Consider the following 18833-nt stretch of genomic DNA (forward strand, 5'->3'; position numbering starts at 1 on the left):
TCGCCCGACGGCCCCGAAGGGTGAACATCGGACGTGATTTGGGTTACATGGAGTTCCGCATGCATGACTTTCGGTCAGATCGGCACGCGGAACGAGGTCGGGCGCGCAACGAGTTCGGGCACGGACCGAGGTCAGGCGCGGGCCACCGACTGGGGGAAGGCGAACACCTGGTCCGGGTCGTAGCGTCGGGACACCGACTTCAGACGCGGCAGGTTCTCGCCGTAGTAGGCGGTGCCCCAGTCGGGCAGGTTCTCGTCGATGTAGTTGACGTACGCGCCCCCGGCGCCCAGTGCCTCCAGGCCGTCCCGGACGGCGTCGACCGCGGCGGTGGCGGCCTGCTTGCCGGCGGGTGTGGTGCTCGCGTAGATCTGCGCCGTGGCGAGCGCCGAGCGATGTGGGAAGGCCGTTGCGTCGGGGGCCAGTCGTGAGACGGCGCCGCCCATCGAGTCGAGCAGCAGGTCCATCCCGGTGCGGCCGACCATCAGTTGCACCACCCCCTGTGCGTCCAGCGGGGCGGTCAGCACCCGCGAGACCGCGACGAAGGCCGCTCGCGGCAACCGGCCGCCCTCGGACGTCGGATGGCACTGCGCGATGGTGTCGTTCGCGCAGCCGGCCATGTACTTCATCGTGTCCAGATAGCTCTTGCCCTGCACGCTGCGGGACGTCGGCTGGGTCCCGGCGGCGGCGATCAGTCGGTCCAGGAGCGGGTTCAGTTCGTCGGCGGTCCCGACGTGGCACCCGCCGACCCGGGCGGTCGGCGCCGCGCCGCCGGAGACCACGCAGTTCGACCACAGTTCGGGCGGCGCGTCCGCGACCCACCCCTGCCACGCGCCGATCACCGAGGCGGCCGCGGCGGCCGGGAAGCGCAGCGCGAACACGGTGAGCGCGGGGGCCGGTTCGGTGCTGAAGGTGAATTCGGTGACCACCCCGAAGTTGCCGCCACCTCCTCCGCGCAGTGCCCAGTAAAGGTCCGGCTCGGAGCACTCGGAGGCGGTGAGCACCCGGGAGTCGGCGGTGACCACCTGCGCCGAGACCAGCCGGTCGCAGGTCAGTCCGTACTTGCGGGTCAACACCCCGATCCCGCCGCCCAGGGCGAGTCCGCCGATGCCCACCGTCGGGCAGGAGCCGGCCGGCATCAGTCGCCCGGCCTGCGCCAACGCCGCGTAGACCTCGATCAGCCGGGCCCCCGCGCCCACTCGCACCGTCCCGTCGGACCGCACCCGGACCCCGGCCATCGGCCGCAGGTCCAGCACCAGCCCGTCGTTCGGCACGCTGTAGCCGAGGTAGCTGTGCCCGCCGCTGCGCGCGGCGATCGGCACCCCGTGTCCGCGGGCCGCGTCCAGGCAGATCCGCACGTCCGCCGCCGAGTTGCAGCGGGCCACCGCCGCCGGCAGTTGATCGTCGTACAGCTCGTTGAAGCCGAGCCGGGCGACGTCGTACCCCTGGTCCGCCGGCAGCAGCAGCCGCCCGTCGAGCCGCGCCTTCAGCGCCGACCAGTCCGGCGGTTCGGGGGCCGCGAACCCGCCCGTCCGGCGCCCGCCGTACGCCGGGAACACCGGCGCCACACCCCGGGCGATGCCGCCGGCGGTCGCCCCCGTCACCGCCAACGCACCGCCGACTCCCAGAGCGGCCAGAAACGCCCGTCGATCGATCGTCATGTGCCCACTTCTCCCGGCGATTGTTGCACGCCACGTGTCCGTCACATGACGCTGTGTCGCTGCCATCGTCACCCGGGGGGCGGCGCAAGTCGCGCCGGCTGCGTCCATCGGTGACGCAGGCGACATCCGTCCGTCTCTAGCAATTAACCGTGGCTATCTCCTAGGCTAGGTCCGTTGCTAACCGATGATGGGAGCTCAGGTGCGCACGTATCGGATCGCGGCGATCCCCGGCGACGGCATCGGCCGGGAGACCGTGTCGGCCGCTCGGCGGGTGCTCGACGTACTGTCCGCGACACACGGGTTCGAACTGGTGTGGACGGAGCACCCCTGGGGGTGCGCGTTCCATGCCGAGACCGGCGCGATGATGCCCGCCGACGGCATCGAACGACTGCGGGAGGCGGACGCGATCCTGCTCGGGGCGGTCGGCACGCCGGAGGTCCCCGACCATGTGTCGCTGTGGGGGTTGCTGATCCCGATCAGGCGGGAGTTCGACCAGTTCGTCTCGCTGCGCCCGGTGCGTTCGCTGCCCGGGGTGCGTGGGCCGCTGCGGGACGAGCGACCGTTCGACCTGGTGGTGGTGCGGGAGAACACCGAGGGCGAGTACGGCGAGATCGGCGGCCGGTTGTATCGCGGCCGTCCGCACGAACTGGCGGTGCAGGAGGCGGTGTTCACCCGACTCGGCGTCGAGCGCATCGCCCGCTACGCCTTCGGGCTGGCCCGTACGCGCTCGGGCCGGGTGGCCTCGGCGACCAAGTCGAACGGCATCGTGCACACCATGCCGTTCTGGGACGAGGTGGTGGCCGAGGTCGCCGCCGACTTCCCCGACGTCGAGTTGACCTCGTACCACGTGGACGCGCTGGCCGCGCTGCTCGTCCTGGACCCCACCCGCTTCGACGTGATCGTCGCCTCCAACCTCTTCGGCGACATCCTCAGCGACCTGACCGCCGCCCTGGCCGGCAGCATCGGGGTGGCGCCCTGCGGCAACATCGACCCGACCCGGAGCGGGCCCTCGATGTTCGAGCCGATCCACGGCTCGGCACCGGACATCGTCGGCACCGGATCGGCCGACCCGATCGGTCAGATCTGGTCCGCCGCCCTGATGTTGGAACATCTCGGCGAGAAGGAGGCGGCCGACCGGCTCGTCCGGGCGCTGGACCGGGTGGTCGTGGCCGGCTCGGTCACCCCCGACCTGGGCGGCACGTTGTCGACGGACCAGGTGTGCGACGCCTTCATCGAGGAGCTGCGCCGGCCGGGGACGGACGGATGAGCGCGCCGGCACCCGGCCTGCGGCGGGTCGAGGCGTCGCGCGACGGGGTGCGGATCAACGCGTTCGTCGGGGGTGAGGGCCCGCCGGTCCTGCTGCTGCACGGCTACCCGCAGACCTCGACCATGTGGCACCGGGTCGCCCCGGAACTGGTCGCGGCGGGTCACACCGTCGTGCTGGCGGACCTGCGCGGCTACGGCGACAGCGACAAACCCGGCGACACCGCCGGGCACGAGCCGTACGGCAAGCGGGTGATGGCGGCCGATCAGGTGTCGCTGATGGAGTCGCTCGGCTTCGCGCGCTTCGCGGTCGTCGGCCACGACCGGGGTGCGCGGGTCGCCCACCGGATGGCGCTGGACGCTCCCGAACGGGTGCTTTCGGTGGCGGTGCTGGACGTGGTGCCGACGCTGCACATGTTCGAGAACGTGGACCGGACGATGGCGTCGGACTACTTCCACTGGTTCTTCCTGTCGTTGCCCTCCGACCTGCCCGAGCGGCTGATCCTGGCGGACCCCCTGACCTGGTTGCGCAGCCGGTTCGCCGGTCGGCATGCCGGCGGCTCGGCGATCGACGCGGCGGCGATGGCCGAGTACGAACGCTGCTTCGACGCGGGCACGGTGCGTGCCTCGTGCGCCGACTACCGGGCCGCGGCCGGCATCGACCTGGTGCACGACCGGCTGGACCGCGAGCAGGGCCGGCGGGTCGAGGTCCCGCTGCTCGCGCTGTGGGGGGCGCGGAGCTACGTGGGCCGCAACTTCGACGTGGCCCGGGTCTGGCGGACCTACGCGCGACAGGTGGACGCGGTCTCCGTGCACGCCGACCACTACCTGGCCGAGGAAGCCCCCGATGCGGTGGCGCACGCCCTGACGTCGTTCTGGCAACACATCCGCACCCCCGAACCGGGAGAGTCCCGTTGAGCACCGTCCCCGAGGTCGACACCGGCCGTTCGTTGTCCCGGCTGCGCCGACTCGTCGAGTTGGAGACGCCGTCCGGCCACGTACCGGGACTGGACCCGCTGTACGAATTGTTGGCCTCGTGGTCCGACGGCCTCCTGGGCGAGCCGGAACGCGTCGTCCGGGACGGGGTGCCCCACCTGTACGTGCACGAGCGGGTGCGCGACCCGGCCGTCGCCCCGGTGTTGTTGCTCGGGCACGCCGACACGGTCTGGCCGCTCGGCACGCTCGCCGAGCGCCCGTTCACCGCGGTGGACGGGCGGGTGACCGGCCCGGGAGTGTTCGACATGAAGGCGGGGCTGGTGACGGCGCTGGACGCGCTGGAGCTGATCGGCGGCGCCGACGACGTGCGGATGCTGGTCAGCGGGGACGAGGAGCGGGGCTCGCTCACCTCGCGCGCGTTGATCGAGGAGGCCGCCGCGGGTTGCCGGGCGGTGCTGGTACTGGAGCCCAGCCAGGACGGGGCCGTCAAGACCGCCCGCAAGGGTGTGGCGATGTACCGGGTGGGCGTGCACGGACGCGCGGCCCACGCCGGCCTGGAGCCCGAGCTGGGAGTCAACGCCCTGGTCGAACTGGCACACCAGGTGCTCGCGATCAGCGTGCTCGGTGACCCCGGTCGCGGCACGACGGTCACCCCCACCGTCGGCGGCGCCGGCACCACGACCAACACCGTGCCCGAGTCCGCCTACGTCGATGTCGACGTACGGGCCTGGGAACGCGCGGAGTTGCTGCGGGTGGAGGAGGCGCTGAGCGCGCTGTGCCCGCGGCTGCCGGGGGCCCGGGTCGAACCGGCGGGCGGCATCAATCGGCCGCCGTTGGAACACGGCATGTCCCGAGGGCTGCTGCTGGCCGCGCGGCGACTGGCCCGGGAAGGGGGGCTGACCGCGATCGAGGAGGCCCGGGTTGGCGGTGGCTCGGACGGCAATTTCACCGCCGCGCTGGGCATTCCCACGCTGGACGGGCTCGGCCCGGCGGGCGGCGGGGCGCATGCCCGGCACGAGTGGCTGGACGCGGGCTCCCTGCCGGAGCGGGCGAGGCTGGTGGCCGGGTTGCTCCGGGAGGGGGCCGCGGCTCCGTCGAGCCGGTGACGGAGCGGGTCACCTCTCCTTCGGCGTGGACTCCTGCCGGGTGGACCGCCGGTTCCGGGCCTGTTCGGCGCGGGCCTCGATGGCGTCGAGGAACAGGTCCACGGCGGTGTCGAAGACCTTCGGGTCGCCGATGTCCAGGAGTTGTCCGCTCATCGCGGCGATCCGCGGATACTGCTCGGCCGGCACCCTGCGGTACTCCAGTTGCCAGGCCAGCGTGTCGCCGTCCCGGGTCTCCGGGTCCAACGCGAGCATGCCCGCCTCCATGCTGGACAGCGAGCGGATGACGTTGCCGAACACCCTCAGGTACATCGCCGCGTCCGCCTCGTCCAGACCGGCCCGCAGCAGCGCGTCCAGGGCGAACTCCACGTTGGCGAACTCGGTCGGCCTGCGGGTGGTGCGCGCCGCCATCTGCACGGCGAACTGCGGGTAGCGCAGGTAGTGCTCGTGGATGTAGCGGGCCGACGTGCGCAGGTCCTCGCGCCAGGAGTCGGTGGGCTTGAGCAACCCACCGTAGGAGCGGGCCCGGAGGTCGTCGATCAGTTCGAGGACCAACTGGTCCTTGTCGCGAAAGTGCCGGTAGAGCGACGTCGGGTGGGCGTTCACCTCCTTGGCCAGGGACTGGAACGTGAAGGCGTCGAGCCCGTCCCGCGCGGCGACCCGCTCGGCGGCCTCCAGGATGACCTGGCGGCTGAGCGTGTCACGCGGGAGCCGACGGCGTCCGGGGCCCGTGCTCTTGGCCGGTACGTCGGAGGTGTCCTCGGCTTTCGGGGCGTTCATGCGGGTCCTTCCTGGGGAGTCGGCGCCGGTGGGCGCCGGTGTACCGAGCCTGCCGGAGGTATGGCCACATTTCAAGTCAATCTCATTGGCTAACTACTAGCCTATGTGTATTGCTAAGCCGTTCACGTCTCCTTACCCTTGATCACCGAGTCCCGGGACATCCCGTGCAGGGAAGGTCGAACATGATGATTCATTCACGAAACGACCGCAGGCCGCCATCCGGCCCCAAAAGGCGGCGAACCCCGGTCGGAAGTGCCCTGGCGGCGCTCGCCGTTCTTGTCGCCACCGGATGCACGTCGGGCGCACCGGCGCTGGCGCCGGGGACGAACTCGATCCGCGACGTCCCGGTCAAGCAGGGCGGGAGCCTGGTGATCGGCGCCGAGCAGGAGCCGGACTGCGCCGACTGGATCTCCACCTGCGCCGGCTCCATCTGGGGCACCTACCTGATGCAGGCCCAGACCATCCCGCAGGTCTTCAAGGTCGTGCAGCAGGGGAACACCTGGGTCCCGGTCGCGTCCGACCTGATGGCCGCCACCCCCACCACCTCGGTGGCGGACGGACGGCAGACGATCACCTACACACTCAACCCCGCCGCGGTCTGGTCCGACGGGCAGCCGATCACCTCGGCGGACCTGAAGTACACCGCGTTGCAGATCCGCGACGGCAAGGACGTGTTCACCCAGACCGGCTACGACCTGATCGACTCGGTCGCCACGCCGGACCCGCGGACCGCGGTGGTCACGCTGAAATCCCCGTACGCCAACTGGCGGCAGTTGTTCGGCGCCGACTACGGAGTGTTGCCGGCGCACCTGCTCGACGGCAAGGACCGCAACGCGCTGATGAAGAACGGCTACACCTTCAGCGGCGGGCCCTGGAAGATCGCCTCCTGGGTTCGGGGCACCTCGGTCACCCTGGTCCCCAACGAGCGCTACTGGGGTCCCAAACCCCACCTGGACAAGGTGACGTTCCAGTTCACCACCGACACCGCCGCCGAATTCCAGGCGTTCGCCAGCGGTCAGCTCGACGCCCTGTATCCGACGCCGCAACTCGACGTGTTGTCCCAGATCAACTCGCTCGGCGGCAGCGCCAACATGCAGGTGGAGACCCGTACCGGGAATCTCCAGGCGCTGTGGATGAACAACTCGACCTTCCCGTTCGACTCCCCGGCGGTCCGGCAGGCGCTGGCCTACTCGATCGACCGCGGCGCGATCGTGCACAAGCTGTTCGGCTCGCTGGGCGTGGCCGCGCCCGCGCAGAGCTTCCTGTCCCCGCTGGTATCCGCCTTCGCGAGCGAGGACTTCGCCGGCTATCGGCGCGACCCGGCCAAGGTGCAACAGATCATGACCGCCGCCGGGTGGGCCAAGAACGGCGACGGCATCTGGGCCAAGGACGGCCGCGCCGCGCAGTTCACCATCGTCTCCCTCGCGGGCAACCAGAGCCGCGAACTCACCGAACAGATCCTGCAGTCGCAACTACGGCAGGCCGGATTCAAGATGACGATCAAGAACACCAGCGCCGCGAACCTGTTCGGCAAGGTCGCCCCGGCCGGGGACTTCCAACTGGGGTTGTGGACGCTGACCGACACCTTCCCCGAGCCCACCCTGGACGCCACCCTCGCCTCGACGTCGATCCCCGGTGCCGTCGAGGGCAGTTCGGGCATCAACTTCATCCGCGCGAAGATTCCCGGCCTGGACGAACTGCTCGGCCGGGTACGCACCGAGGTCGACGAGACGGCCCGGATCCAGGCATCGCGCCAGGCGGAGAAGCTGATCGCCGAATCCGTACCGTCCCTGCCGCTGGGCGCCGTCCCCAACATCCTGCTGACCGGCAAGGGCGTCGGCGGCCCGATCAGCATCAACCCCGTCCAGGGCCCGTTCTGGAACCTCGCCGAATGGGGACTGGCGAAATGACCCGCGGCCGACTCCTCGCCGAGGACTTCCCATGTTGAGATACACGCTGCGCCGACTGGCGTACTCGCTGCCCGTGATGGTGATCGCCTCCTTCATCCTGTTCTGGGCGGTCCGGGCCACCTTCGATCCGCTCGCCAAGCTGCGCCAGTCGACCGACCCCGGCGCGCTGCACCGACAGACGGAACTGCTCGGCCTGGACCGATCGGTGCCCGAGCAATACCTGCTGTGGATGAAGGCCTTCGTCACCGGCGACTGGGGCACCAGCACCAGGACCGGCGGCGCGGTGTTGCCGATGATCGGATCCGCGCTCGAAGTCACCCTGCAACTGATGTTCTGGGGCGTGCTGTTCGCCGCCGTGATCGCGCTCGGCATCGGGATCTACTCGGCGGCCCGGCAGTACTCCGCCGGAGACTACGTACTCACCGGGCTCTCCTATGTGGGCATCGCGATGCCCGCGTTCTGGCTCGGCCTGGTCCTGATCCAAGTGCTGGCGGTGTGGCCCAGGCAGCAGTTCGGCCTGAGCGAACCCCCGCTGTACTTCGTCGGATTGCACTCGGTCGGTCGAACCGGGATCAACCTCGACTACTTCCGGCACCTCGCGCTTCCCGTCGTCACGCTGACCATCGGCCTGGTCGCCAGTTGGTCCCGGTTCAGCCGGACCGCGATGCTCGACGCCCTCGCCAGTGACTACGTGCGCACCGCCCGGGCCAAGGGCGTGCCACGCCGGCGGATCCTGTTCCGGCACGCCCTGCGCAACGCGCTGGCCCCCTTCGTGACCGTCGTGGCACTGGACGCCGCCGCCCTGGTCGGCGGCCTGGTCGTCACCGAACAGATCTACGCGATCCCCGGCATGGGCCGGCTCTTCCTGAGCTCGATCCTGGCCGGCGACGTGTTCGTGCTGATCCCGTGGATGCTCGTGGTGGCCGTCGCGGTGATCGTCTTCAACCTGCTGGCGGACGTGACCTACGCGCTCCTGGACCCGAGGGTGGCCCTGCGATGACCGACTCCGCCGCGGCCCGAATCGTCGCCTCCGCGCCACCCACCGCCCCGTCGCCCGCACCGGCCCGGGACAAGCCCCGGCACCGGATCGTGCTGGAGCGATTCCTGCGCCACCGGCCGGCCGTCGTGGGCCTGTTGATCCTGACCGCGTTGGCGATCTCCTGCTTCGGCGCGTCCTGGATCGCCCCCTTCCCGCACAACCGGCAGGACCTCCTGCTGGGCGCCCAACAGCCCTCCTCGGCCCACTGGTTGGGCACCGACTCGCTCGGCCGCGACTACCTCAGCGAACTGCTGTTCGCCGGTCGGGTCTCGTTGGCGATCGGCATCTGCGTCGCCCTGTTGTCCACCGTCGTCGGCACGGCCGTCGGCGCGATCGCCGGCTTCGTCGGCGGCTGGGCCGACGAGGTGATCATGCGGGTGACCGACCTGTTCCTGATCGTGCCCGCGATCGCCGTCCTGGCCGTGGCGCTGGAGTCGCTGGGCCCCTCACCGGTGACCATCGTGCTGGTGCTGGCCGCACTGGGCTGGACGATGATCGCCCGAGTGGTGCGCGCCCAGGTGCTCACCCTGCGCAACAAGGAGTTCATCCAGGCCGCCCGGGTCATCGGCGCCTCGAACCCGCGCATCGTCGTGCGACACCTGCTGCCCAACCTGACCGGCGTCATCGCCGTCAACGTCTCGCTGGCGGTCGCCTCCGCGATCATCCTCGAATCCACCACCAGCTTCCTGGGGTTCGGCATCCAACCGCCCCAGTCGAGCTGGGGCAACATGCTCAGCCAGGCCGCCGGACTGATCGGCACCTCGCAGGCCTACCTGCTCTACGTACCGGGCCTGGCGATCCTGATCACCGTGCTGGCCGTCAACTTCGTCGGCGACGGCCTGCGCGACGCCTTCGACCCGCAAGGAAGGCAATGATGAGCACCGACGCGTCCCCCGTGTTGTCCGTACGCGACCTCACCGTCACCTACCGGACCGACTCCGGGCCGGTGACCGCCGTCGAACGCCTGTCCTTCGACGTGGCCCCCGGCGAGACCCTGGGCATCGTCGGCGAGTCCGGCTCCGGCAAGAGCGCCGCCACCATGGCGATCATGGGCCTGCTCCCGCGCAACGCGACCGCCCGGGGATCGGTGCTCTTCGGCGGACGGGAACTGCTCGACCTCTCCGACCGGGAACTGCGGGCGGTCCGCGGCAACCGGATCGCGGTGGTCTTCCAGGACGCGCTCGCCGCGCTCAACCCGATGATGACCATCGGCGCGCAGGTGGCCGAGGCGGTCTCGGTGCACGACGCGAGCCAGGGACGCCGGGCCCTGCGCGAGCGCACCGTCGACCTGCTGGACCTGGTCGGCATCGCCTCCCCGCGCGACCGCGTCGACCAGTACCCGCACGAACTCTCCGGCGGCATGCGCCAGCGCGTGATGATCGCGATGGGCATCGCCAACGACCCCGCGCTGCTGATCGCCGACGAGCCGACCACCGCGCTGGACGTGACCGTACAGGCGCAGGTCCTGGATGTGATCGAACGGGTGCAGGACCGCACCGACACCGCGGTCCTGCTGATCACCCACGACCTGGGCGTGGTGGCCGGCATCGCCGACCGGGTGATGGTCATGTACTGCGGACGCAAGCTGGAGGAAAGCCCGGTCGACGCGCTGTTCCACCACCCCGCCCACCCGTACACGACCGGGCTCCTGGGCGCGCTTCCGCGCATCGATCGGCGCGCCGCCCGCCTGGTGCAGATCCCCGGCCAGCCCCCGCTGCCCACCGAACGCCCCACCGGATGCCCGTTCCAGCCCCGCTGCACGCACGCGGTCCCGGCGGTCTGCGGCGAAGTCGATCCGGCACCCCTGGCCGTCGACACCACGCACACCACGGCGTGCGTGCGGTTCCACGAGATTGAGAGCGTGACGCGATGAGCACGACCGCGGTGGACGTCACCGGGCTGGTGGCCGAATACCGGACCGGACGCGGCCGCAAGTCCGCCGTCGTACAGGCCGTCTCCGGCGTGGACTTCGCCATCGCCCGCGGTCGAACCCTGGGCCTGGTCGGCGAGACCGGCTGCGGCAAGAGCACCCTCGGCCGCTGCCTGGTCCGCCTGGTCACCCCGGCCGGCGGCCGAGTCCTGCTCGACGGCACCGACATCGCCACCGCGAACCGACGGACCCTGGCGGACCTGCGCCGCCGGGTGCAACTCGTCTTCCAGGACCCCTACTCCTCGCTCAACCCGCAGATGAGCGTGCAGGCCATCCTCGCCGAGCCACTGCGCATTCACGGCCTGCACCCCAAACGCGAACGCGAGCGGGTGCACGAACTGCTGGGCCTGGTCGGCCTGGACCCCGCGCACGCGCACCGCTTCCCACACCAGTTCTCCGGCGGACAACGACAGCGGATCGGGATCGCCCGGGCGCTGGCCGTGGAACCGGAGGTGCTGGTCCTGGACGAACCGGTGAGCGCACTGGACGTCAGTGTGCAGGCCGGCGTGGTCAACCTGCTGGAGGACCTCCAGGAACGGCTCGGACTGACCTACCTGTTCATCGCGCACGACCTGTCCGTGGTCCGCCAGATCAGCGACGAGGTGGCCGTGATGTACCTCGGCCGGATCGTCGAACACGCGCCGGTGGACTCGCTGTTCGAGTCGGCGCGACACCCCTACACGCAGGCGCTGCTGTCCGCCGTGCCCATTCCCGACCCGCGCATCCAGCGCACCCGCAAGCGGATCGTGCTGGAGGGCGACATACCCAGCCCGCTGGCACCGCCCTCCGGCTGCCGATTCCGCACCCGCTGCTGGAAGGCACAAAGCGTGTGCGCGGAGGAGACCCCGCCCCTCGTCGAGACGGGCGACGGACACCTGACCGCCTGTCACTTCGCCGAAGTCCTGCCGCGACCGGACACCGCCGACACCCCCGAGAGGATCGCCCCATGACCGCCTCCTGGCACCCCTACTTCAGCACCGATCGCATCCTGTCCATGCGCCGCGGCCGCGGAGAGCGCGATCTGTGCCTGGTGGTCCGGGACACCGAGCACGGCCAGACCCTCGGTCGCCGGGACATGGTGCGGGGCATCGACCTGCCGCTGCCGGGCGACGTCGGCGACCCGGGGGAGGCGGTGCTCAGCGCGGACGGCGAGTGGGTGCTGAGCCTGCACGACGACAACGGCTCGGAGGTCGGACACGTGTGGGCCACCGCCGTGGACGGCAGCGACCGCCGCGACCTGACCCCCACCCTCCACCCCTACACGCTCCGGGGCATCGACACCGCCCGACAGGGCGACGCCGTGGTGATCACCGCCGCCGCTCCCGACGGGTTCGGCCTCTGGCACGTGCACAACTCCCGGACGCCCGCGCCCAGGCTGCTCTTCACCTCGCCGCACGAGGCGTGGAACGGACTGATCTCCGCCGACGGGCGCCTGGCCAGCGTGGACACCACCGACCACAACCCCGGTGTACGCCGCTTCGCGGTCACCGTGGTCGCCACCGACAGCGGGAAGGTGCTGGGCAGCCTCACCGACGGGCCGGCGGAGCCCGTGCGGGCGGTGCGGTTCTCCCCGGTCGTCGGCGACGGCCGGCTGCTGGTGTCCACCGAGCGCACCGGCTTCGCCCGCCCATGCGTCTGGGACCCCGCCGACGGCAGCCGGATCGACGTGGACGCCCCGCACCTGAACGGCGACCTGGTGGCGCTGGACTGGTCCGACGACGGCGCCCGGATCCTGCTGGTCCTGGTCGACGAGGGCCTGCACCACGTACTGGAGTTCGACCTGCACAGCCGGGCGCTCACGGTGGTCGGGCATCCGGCCGGGGCCTACTTCGAGCCCGATGTGGCCTCGGCCCAACTCCACCAGTGGGCCTCGCACTACGCCGCCGACGGGCGCGTCCGGCTGCTCCGGCAGCGCTTCGACCAGCCGCTGAGCGTGCTGCACGTCGAACGCTCGACCGGGGAGATCGTCCCGGCCGATCCGCCGACCCCGCCGGTATCGGGCGTCGGCGCCGACTCGCACACCGTGCACTCCGCCGACGGCACCCCCCTGCAACTGTGGGTGTGCCGCCCCCCGGACGCGCAAGGGCCGCGGCCGCTGGTGCTGAACCTGCACGGCGGCCCGAACCTGGTGTCCGTCGACGCGTACAACCCGCAGGCCCAGGCGTGGGCCGCCTCGGGGGTGGCGTACGCGTCCTTGAACTACCGGGGTTCGGTCACCTTCGGTCGGCGGTTCCGCGAAGGGTTCCTGGGCTCGATCGGAGACCGGGAACTGGAGGACATCGAGGCGGCGGTGCAGCGGTTGATCGCCGACGGGGTGGCCGAGGCGGGCAGCATCTTCGTCACCGGCGCGTCCTACGGCGGCTTCCTGTCCCTGTTGTCCGTCGGCCGATTGCCCGAACTCTTCGCCGGGGCGCTGGCGTTCGTGCCGATGGCGGACTGGGTGACCGCCTACGGCGACATGAATCCGGCGCTGCGCGCGGCGTGGAAGGCGTTCTTCGGAGCGGGCCCCGACCTCGACCCGGACCGCTACCGGCGCTCCTCGCCGATCACGTATGTCGATGCGGTCCGCGCACCCGTGTGGATCTCGCAGGCCACCCACGACACCCGCACGCCGCCCAAGCAGGCGTACGCCTACGCGCAGGCGCTGCAGGACGCGGGCGGGGACGTGTGCCTGGACTGGTTCAGCGGGGGCCACGAGACCAGCAGCCGCGAACTGGAGATCCACGACCAGCAGCGGATGATGGACCTGGTCGAGGCCGCGCTGCGCGGTGAGTCCTGGTCCCGGGGGCCGGTCGAACCGCCGGCCGGGCCAAGCCCCGCATGACCCGGGACCCGTTCGTCCCGCAACCGCGCGACCCGGTTCCCGGCGCCGTCGACGCCGCCGGCGAACCGGGTGGTCGGCCCGGCGGGATGCCGCCGCCGCATGTGCTGCTCGCGCCGGACAAGTTCAAGGGCTCGCTCGGCGCCGCGGCCGTGGCCCGGCATCTCGCGGCCGGGCTGCGCCGGGCCCGCCCGGGTCTGTGGGTGACCGTGCTGCCCGTCGCCGACGGCGGCGAGGGCACCGTCGACGCGCTGGTGCACTGCGGCTTCCGACGCCGCGTGGTCGGCGTCGGCGGGCCCACCGGTCGGCCCGTTCGCGCCTGCTACGCCCAACGCGGGAGCACGGCCGTGGTCGAACTCGCCCAGAGTTCCGGACTGGCGTTGTTGCCCGGCCACGTCCCGGCGCCGCTCACCGCGAGCAGCCGAGGCGCCGGCGAGGTGGTGCGCGGGGCACTGGACACCGGTGCGCGCACCATCGTGCTGGGGCTGGGCGGCAGCGCCTGCACCGACGGGGGAGTGGGCCTGCTCGGCGCGCTGGGGGCGCGGTTCACCGACGCGGACGGGCGACCGGTGGCCGACGGTGGCGCGGCCCTGCGCGACCTTGCCCACGCCGACCTGTCCGGTCTCGATCCGCGGCTGGCGGCCACCGAGTTCGTGGTCGCCACCGACGTCGACGCGCCCCTATTGGGGCCCGGCGGGGCGGCGGCGCTGTACGGGCCGCAGAAGGGCGCCGGGCCCGAGGACGTCGCCGTGCTGGAGGCCGGGCTCGGCCGCCTGCTGGAGGTGCTGGCGTCGACCGTGGGTCCGCCTGCCGGGCGCATCGCGGCCGCGCCGGGCGCGGGGGCCGCCGGCGGCACCGGCTTCGGCGCCCTGGTCGCGCTGGGGGCGCGCCGCCGGCTCGGCGTCGACGTCGTCCTGGACGCGGTGGGGATCGACCAGGAACTGCGCGCGGCGACCCTGGTCGTCACCGGTGAGGGCGCGATGGACCTGCAGACCCTCCAGGGCAAGGCCCCGCTGGGCGTGGCCCGGCGCGCCCGGCGGCACGGGGTTCCGGTGGTCGCCGTGTGCGGACGCCTGGACCTGACCCGCGATCAGCTCGCCGCGGCCGGGTTCCGCGCCGGCTACCCGCTGAGCAGCCTCGAACCGGACCCGGAACGGTCGATCGCCGCAGCCGCCCCGCTGCTGGAGGCGCTGGGGCAACTGATCGTCCGCGAGCACCTGCCCGACCTCCCGCCGCCGAGGGCCGGGGCGCGGTAGCGGCCGAGCCGGGTCCGGCCGTACCCGGCGGGGCCGTTCACGCGCGTTCGTCCGGCGTGGGGCCGTTCCCCGTCGTTCACCGTCGGTCGCCCGAGCCCGGCTCGGGCCGGGAGGCGTCGGAAGCCCGGCCGGCGCGGGCGGCGACCGCGGCCCGCGCGTCGGCGCCGATCAGGTCGATGTTGATCGCCGCCGCGGCCTGCACCCCCGATGCCGCGGCGGCCGGGACCGGGGCCATCGGGTCCGTGACGTTGCCCGCCGCCCACACGCCGTCGACCCCGGTGAACCCGCCCGGTTCGGTGACCAGTTGGCCGCCGATCCCCATCGGGTGCTCGGTCACCGCGAGGCCCGCGTCGGCGAGGAAGCCGGCCCGCGCCACGAACCGGGGCGCCACCACCAGGGCGTCCACCGCGACCGACCGGCCCGAGGCCAGGCGCACGCCCGCCAACCGGTCCCGGTCGTCGACCTCCAGCGCACCGACCGTGCCGTCGACCACGTCGATGCCCAGGGCGGCCAACTGCTCCCACTGCTCCTCGGTCGGGTCGCCGCCGGTGTGCAGGAACAGCGTCACCTCCGGCGACAACTGCCGGAACATCAGCGCCTGGTGGAACGCCGCCGGCCCGGTGGCCAGCACGCCGACCGCGCCATCGCGCACCTCCCAGCCGTGGCAGTACGGGCAGTGCAACACGTCGCGCCCCCACCGCTCGGCGAGCCCGGGGATCGTGGGCAGTTCGTCCACCAGTCCCGTGGTCACCAGCACCCGCCGGGCCGGCGCACGGCCGCCGTCCTCGGTGGTCACCACCAGCTCCGCGCCCTCGCGCCGCAGGCCCGAGACGCGGCCGGACTCGACCCGCCCACCATAGGAGAGGACCTCCTCGCGCCCCAGCCGCAGCAGCTCCAGCGGCGCGATCCCGTCCCGTGACAGGAGGTTGTGCGTCGCGGCGGCGGGCGCGTTGCGCGGCTCGCCCGAGTCGATCACCAGCACCGAGCGGCGCACCCGCGCCAGGGTCAGCGCGGCCGACAGCCCGGCCACCCCACCCCCGACCACCACGACGTCCCACACTTCGTCACTCGCCTGCACCCACGTGTTCTCGCTCATGTCGACCACCCTGCGAGCACGCCGGCCATACGGCAAACATTCATGCCGTTTCGGCAATATGGGGGCGGGTCGGTGTGGCTACTTCTCTACCCCCAGGCCCTGCCAGCCGCGGTCGAGGAGATCGAAGGCGTGGTTGGTGGCCACGACCGCGTCGATCCGGCCCGGACCGATCTGCGGGGCGCGCAAGGCGAAGTGCGCGAGCGCGGCGCAGTCCGGGTCGTCCTCGGGTCGTCCCGTCTCCCCGGCGATGGCCCGGGCCAGGGCGGCTTCGTGGCGTAGCCACATACGCTCGCCGTATTCACGCAACGCCGGTGTCCGCTCCACCAGTTCGACGAACTCCGCGAAGTCGGCGTCGGTGTCGCCGGACTTGAGCCGGTACCTCAGGGCGTGCTCGCGAAGCGCCGCCGGGATCGATCGGCCCGCGGGGCGCTCGCGCACGGCGGCCAGCAGTCGGGCCTCGTCGTTCGCGTCCTCGTCGAAGACTAGTGCCTCCTTGCCGGCGAAGTGCTTGAACAACGTCGTGGTGGACACGTCGGCCGCCTCGGCGATGTCGCGGATGCCGACCCGGTCGTAGCCGTGTTCGACGAACAGCCGCAACGCGGCGTCCGCGAGCGCCTGCCGGGTGGCGGCCTTCTTGCGCTCGCGCCGGCCCGTCGGCGGGTGTGCTGCGCGCGGGGGTGTCGGCTCGGCCGTCGTGTCGCCCATGGTCGAGACCCTACTCTTGGTTGTGCGACTCAAAAAGTTGGCCGGTTGCTCTTTTCCACGGCGTCGTATGGTCCGCTCGACCGGCTTTCATCGGGTTGCCGGGTGACCCGAGACGACATACCCGATGCACACCTGCCCGTGCCGACCGATGGACGATGTCGTCCAGAGGCTGATCGCCACGATGAACGCGTCCCGACCGGACGTGGCGACCGGTACGCCCGCGGAGTTCCTGAACCTGATCGACTATCAGCCCGTGGCGCTGTTCCACCGCCTCGTCACCGACGACCACGCGGCGTTCGCGGAGGCCCTGGCCGAGGCCCTCGCCCTGCACGGGAGTTATCGGCGCGATTCGCGCGCGCCGCGCGGTCGGGTGGCGCTGGGCCCGTTGGCGATGGCGTGCCCGGCCTGTGACACGGGTTTCCCCGTCGCGGTGGACGGCACGTTGCCGTATCCGCCCAGGCACCGGCTCGACCGGGGATGGCTCGGCGAGTTCGCCACCTGACGCGGGGTCGGCCGAGCGCGCGCTCCGGTCGGAGCGGCGGTTTCGAGCCGACCGAGGACGTCGAGGGGAGCACGTTCCCGGTCGGCTCGGGCAACTGCCTTGCCCGGTAAACAATTTCCTTGAAAGTTAATGGTCTAGTCCACTTTGGTCCAGACCATTGACTTCTGTGCGTGCCGGGCTGTCTCATACCCCATGCCGCCGTGCCACGCGAATCGGCGGCCCGTCCCCAATTACAGTCTGGACGCACATGCGACTCTTGCGTACGTTACGAGCGGCCGTCGCCGCAACGGTCACCGCCGCCGCGGCCGTGACCTTCACCGCGCTCGGAGCCGGCCCCGCCCAGGCCGCGACTCCGTTGCCCTCGCACGTCTTCGCCCCCTACTTCGAGGCGTGGACCGGGGACAGCCCGGCCGCGCTGGCCGCCCAGTCCGGTGCCAAGCACCTGACCATGGCGTTCCTGCAGACGGCCACCAAGGGCTCCTGCACGGCGTACTGGAACGGCGACAGCGGCATGCCGATCGCCCAGTCCACGTTCGGCGCCGACATCAAGACCATCCAGGCCAACGGCGGGGACGTGATCCCCTCCTTCGGCGGCTACACCGCGGACACCACCGGCACCGAGATCGCGGACAGTTGTACCGATGTCAACCAGATCGCCGAGGTCTACAAGAAGGTCATCACGACCTACGAGATCTCCCGGCTGGACATGGACATCGAGATCGACGCGCTGGACAACACGGCCGGCATCGACCGCCGCAACAAGGCGATCAAGCTGGTCCAGGACTGGGCCGCGAGCAACGGGCGCAAGATCGAGATCTCCTACACGCTGCCCACCACCACCAGCGGCCTGGCCCCCAACGGCGTGGCCCTGCTGCGCAACGCGGTGAGCAACGGTACGAAGGTCGACGTCGTCAACCTGATGACGTTCGACTACTACGACAACGCCACGCACAACATGGCCAACGACACCGAGACCGCGGCCCAGGGCCTGTACAACACCCTGGCCCAGCTCTACCCGAGCAAGACCCCCGCCCAATTGTGGGCGATGGTCGGCGTCACCGAGATGATCGGTGTCGACGACTTCGGGCCGGCCGAGACCTTCACCCTGGCCAACGCCACCCAGGTCTACAACTGGGCCGTGTCCAAGGGCATCAACACCCTCTCGTTCTGGGCCCTCCAGCGCGACAACGGCAACTGCCCGAACCAGCCGGCCGCGGACAACTGCTCCGGCATCGCCCAGAACACCTGGGACTTCAGCCACATCTTCGAGCCCTTCACGGGCGGCACCACCACCCCGACCAACGACTTCTCGGTCAAGGCGACTCCCGCCGCCGGGTCCGTCGTCGCGGGCTCCTCGACCACCTCGACCATCTCGACCGCGGTGACGGCCGGTGCCGCGCAGACGGTGAGCCTGACCGTCAGCGGCGCCCCGGCGGGCGTCACCGCCTCGCTCAGTCCCACCTCGGTGACGGCGGGCGGTTCCTCCACGCTCACCGTCAACACCACCGCGGCGACCGTCTCGGGCACCTACAACCTCACTGTGACCGGGACCGCCGCCTCCGGCGGTCACAGCGCGACCTACGCCCTGACCGTCACCGGCGGCAACGGCCACACGTGCACGGCCCCGGCCTGGGCGTCCGGCACGATCTACACCGGTGGCCAGCAGGTCTCGCACCAGGGTCACAACTGGAAGGCCAAGTGGTGGACGACGGGTGAGACACCCGGCACCACCGGCCAATGGGGCGTCTGGCAGGACCTCGGCGCCTGCTGAAGCCGTCGTCCCTGATCGGCGACCCGCGTCGAACACGGTGCTGCCCGGCAGGTCACCTGCCGG

Annotated in this window: 16 protein-coding genes; 12 read left to right on the plus strand and 4 right to left on the minus strand. The window is 71.5% G+C overall.

Features of this window, described 5'->3' with window-relative positions:
• Positions 1 to 131: 131 nt before the first annotated feature.
• On the minus strand, positions 132 to 1658 hold the full coding sequence (locus ACH4U8_RS11845; RefSeq protein WP_395777239.1) for an FAD-binding oxidoreductase: 1527 nt from the start codon (positions 1656 to 1658) through the stop codon (positions 132 to 134).
• Positions 1659 to 1857: 199 nt separating this feature from the next.
• On the opposite strand from ACH4U8_RS11845, the gene ACH4U8_RS11850 reads away from it, so the two are divergent.
• The 3 genes from ACH4U8_RS11850 to ACH4U8_RS11860 are packed head-to-tail and all read left to right on the plus strand — an operon-like array spanning position 1858 to position 4963.
• Positions 1858 to 2925, plus strand: a complete 1068-nt coding sequence (locus ACH4U8_RS11850; protein ID WP_395777240.1) for a tartrate dehydrogenase — start codon at positions 1858 to 1860, stop codon at positions 2923 to 2925.
• Positions 2922 to 3839 (plus strand): alpha/beta fold hydrolase, encoded by a 918-nt coding sequence (locus tag ACH4U8_RS11855; RefSeq protein ID WP_395777242.1) that lies wholly within the window; start codon positions 2922 to 2924, stop codon positions 3837 to 3839. The genes ACH4U8_RS11850 and ACH4U8_RS11855 overlap by 4 nt, the downstream gene beginning before the upstream one ends.
• On the plus strand, positions 3836 to 4963 hold the full coding sequence (locus ACH4U8_RS11860; RefSeq protein ID WP_395777244.1) for a M20 family metallopeptidase: 1128 nt from the start codon (positions 3836 to 3838) through the stop codon (positions 4961 to 4963). Before ACH4U8_RS11855 ends, ACH4U8_RS11860 begins: the two co-directional genes overlap by 4 nt.
• A gap of 9 nt (positions 4964 to 4972) precedes the next feature.
• On the opposite strand, the gene ACH4U8_RS11865 is transcribed toward ACH4U8_RS11860, so the two are convergent.
• Positions 4973 to 5740 carry a TetR/AcrR family transcriptional regulator gene (locus ACH4U8_RS11865; protein ID WP_360306705.1) on the minus strand — a complete coding sequence of 256 codons (768 nt, stop codon included), beginning with the start codon at positions 5738 to 5740 and terminating at the stop codon, positions 4973 to 4975.
• A gap of 182 nt (positions 5741 to 5922) precedes the next feature.
• On the opposite strand from ACH4U8_RS11865, the gene ACH4U8_RS11870 reads away from it, so the two are divergent.
• The 7 genes from ACH4U8_RS11870 to ACH4U8_RS11900 all read left to right on the plus strand — a co-directional run bounded on the left by ACH4U8_RS11870 (position 5923) and on the right by ACH4U8_RS11900 (position 14696).
• A complete protein-coding gene (locus tag ACH4U8_RS11870; protein ID WP_395777246.1) occupies positions 5923 to 7650 on the plus strand; it encodes a peptide ABC transporter substrate-binding protein in 1728 nt (575 codons plus the stop codon).
• A gap of 31 nt (positions 7651 to 7681) precedes the next feature.
• Positions 7682 to 8650: an ABC transporter permease gene (locus ACH4U8_RS11875; RefSeq protein ID WP_395777248.1), complete on the plus strand. Its 969-nt coding sequence runs from the start codon at positions 7682 to 7684 to the stop codon at positions 8648 to 8650.
• On the plus strand, positions 8647 to 9564 hold the full coding sequence (locus ACH4U8_RS11880) for an ABC transporter permease (protein ID WP_379990671.1): 918 nt from the start codon (positions 8647 to 8649) through the stop codon (positions 9562 to 9564). Before ACH4U8_RS11875 ends, ACH4U8_RS11880 begins: the two co-directional genes overlap by 4 nt.
• On the plus strand, positions 9561 to 10562 hold the full coding sequence (locus ACH4U8_RS11885; RefSeq protein WP_395777250.1) for an ABC transporter ATP-binding protein: 1002 nt from the start codon (positions 9561 to 9563) through the stop codon (positions 10560 to 10562). The genes ACH4U8_RS11880 and ACH4U8_RS11885 overlap by 4 nt, the downstream gene beginning before the upstream one ends.
• The gene (locus ACH4U8_RS11890; protein ID WP_379990669.1) at positions 10559 to 11569 is read left to right on the plus strand and encodes an ABC transporter ATP-binding protein; all 1011 of its coding nucleotides are present in this window, start codon (positions 10559 to 10561) and stop codon (positions 11567 to 11569) included. Before ACH4U8_RS11885 ends, ACH4U8_RS11890 begins: the two co-directional genes overlap by 4 nt.
• A complete protein-coding gene (locus ACH4U8_RS11895) occupies positions 11566 to 13443 on the plus strand; it encodes a S9 family peptidase (protein WP_395777252.1) in 1878 nt (625 codons plus the stop codon). The genes ACH4U8_RS11890 and ACH4U8_RS11895 overlap by 4 nt, the downstream gene beginning before the upstream one ends.
• An 86-nt stretch (positions 13444 to 13529) precedes the next feature.
• Positions 13530 to 14696 (plus strand): glycerate kinase, encoded by a 1167-nt coding sequence (locus ACH4U8_RS11900; protein ID WP_360307178.1) that lies wholly within the window; start codon positions 13530 to 13532, stop codon positions 14694 to 14696.
• Positions 14697 to 14772: 76 nt separating this feature from the next.
• Here the strand turns inward: ACH4U8_RS11900 and ACH4U8_RS11905 are convergent, their stop codons facing one another.
• Both ACH4U8_RS11905 and ACH4U8_RS11910 read right to left on the minus strand, forming a co-directional pair.
• A complete protein-coding gene (locus ACH4U8_RS11905) occupies positions 14773 to 15792 on the minus strand; it encodes an NAD(P)/FAD-dependent oxidoreductase (protein WP_395777253.1) in 1020 nt (339 codons plus the stop codon).
• Positions 15793 to 15870: 78 nt separating this feature from the next.
• Positions 15871 to 16497, minus strand: coding sequence for a TetR/AcrR family transcriptional regulator (locus ACH4U8_RS11910; RefSeq protein WP_395777255.1), 627 nt, complete (start codon positions 16495 to 16497; stop codon positions 15871 to 15873).
• A 148-nt stretch (positions 16498 to 16645) separates the two neighbouring features.
• Between ACH4U8_RS11910 and ACH4U8_RS11915 the strand changes: the two genes are divergently transcribed.
• Positions 16646 to 16999, plus strand: a complete 354-nt coding sequence (locus tag ACH4U8_RS11915) for an Imm49 family immunity protein (RefSeq protein ID WP_395777257.1) — start codon at positions 16646 to 16648, stop codon at positions 16997 to 16999.
• 247 nt (positions 17000 to 17246) lie between these two features.
• Complete coding sequence (locus tag ACH4U8_RS11920; RefSeq protein ID WP_360306732.1) at positions 17247 to 18770, plus strand: chitinase; 1524 nt, start codon at positions 17247 to 17249, stop codon at positions 18768 to 18770.
• Positions 18771 to 18833: the final 63 nt, after the last annotated feature.

It is taken from the genome of Embleya sp. NPDC020886 (genome assembly GCF_044333915.1).
Lineage (GTDB): Bacteria > Actinomycetota > Actinomycetes > Streptomycetales > Streptomycetaceae > Embleya.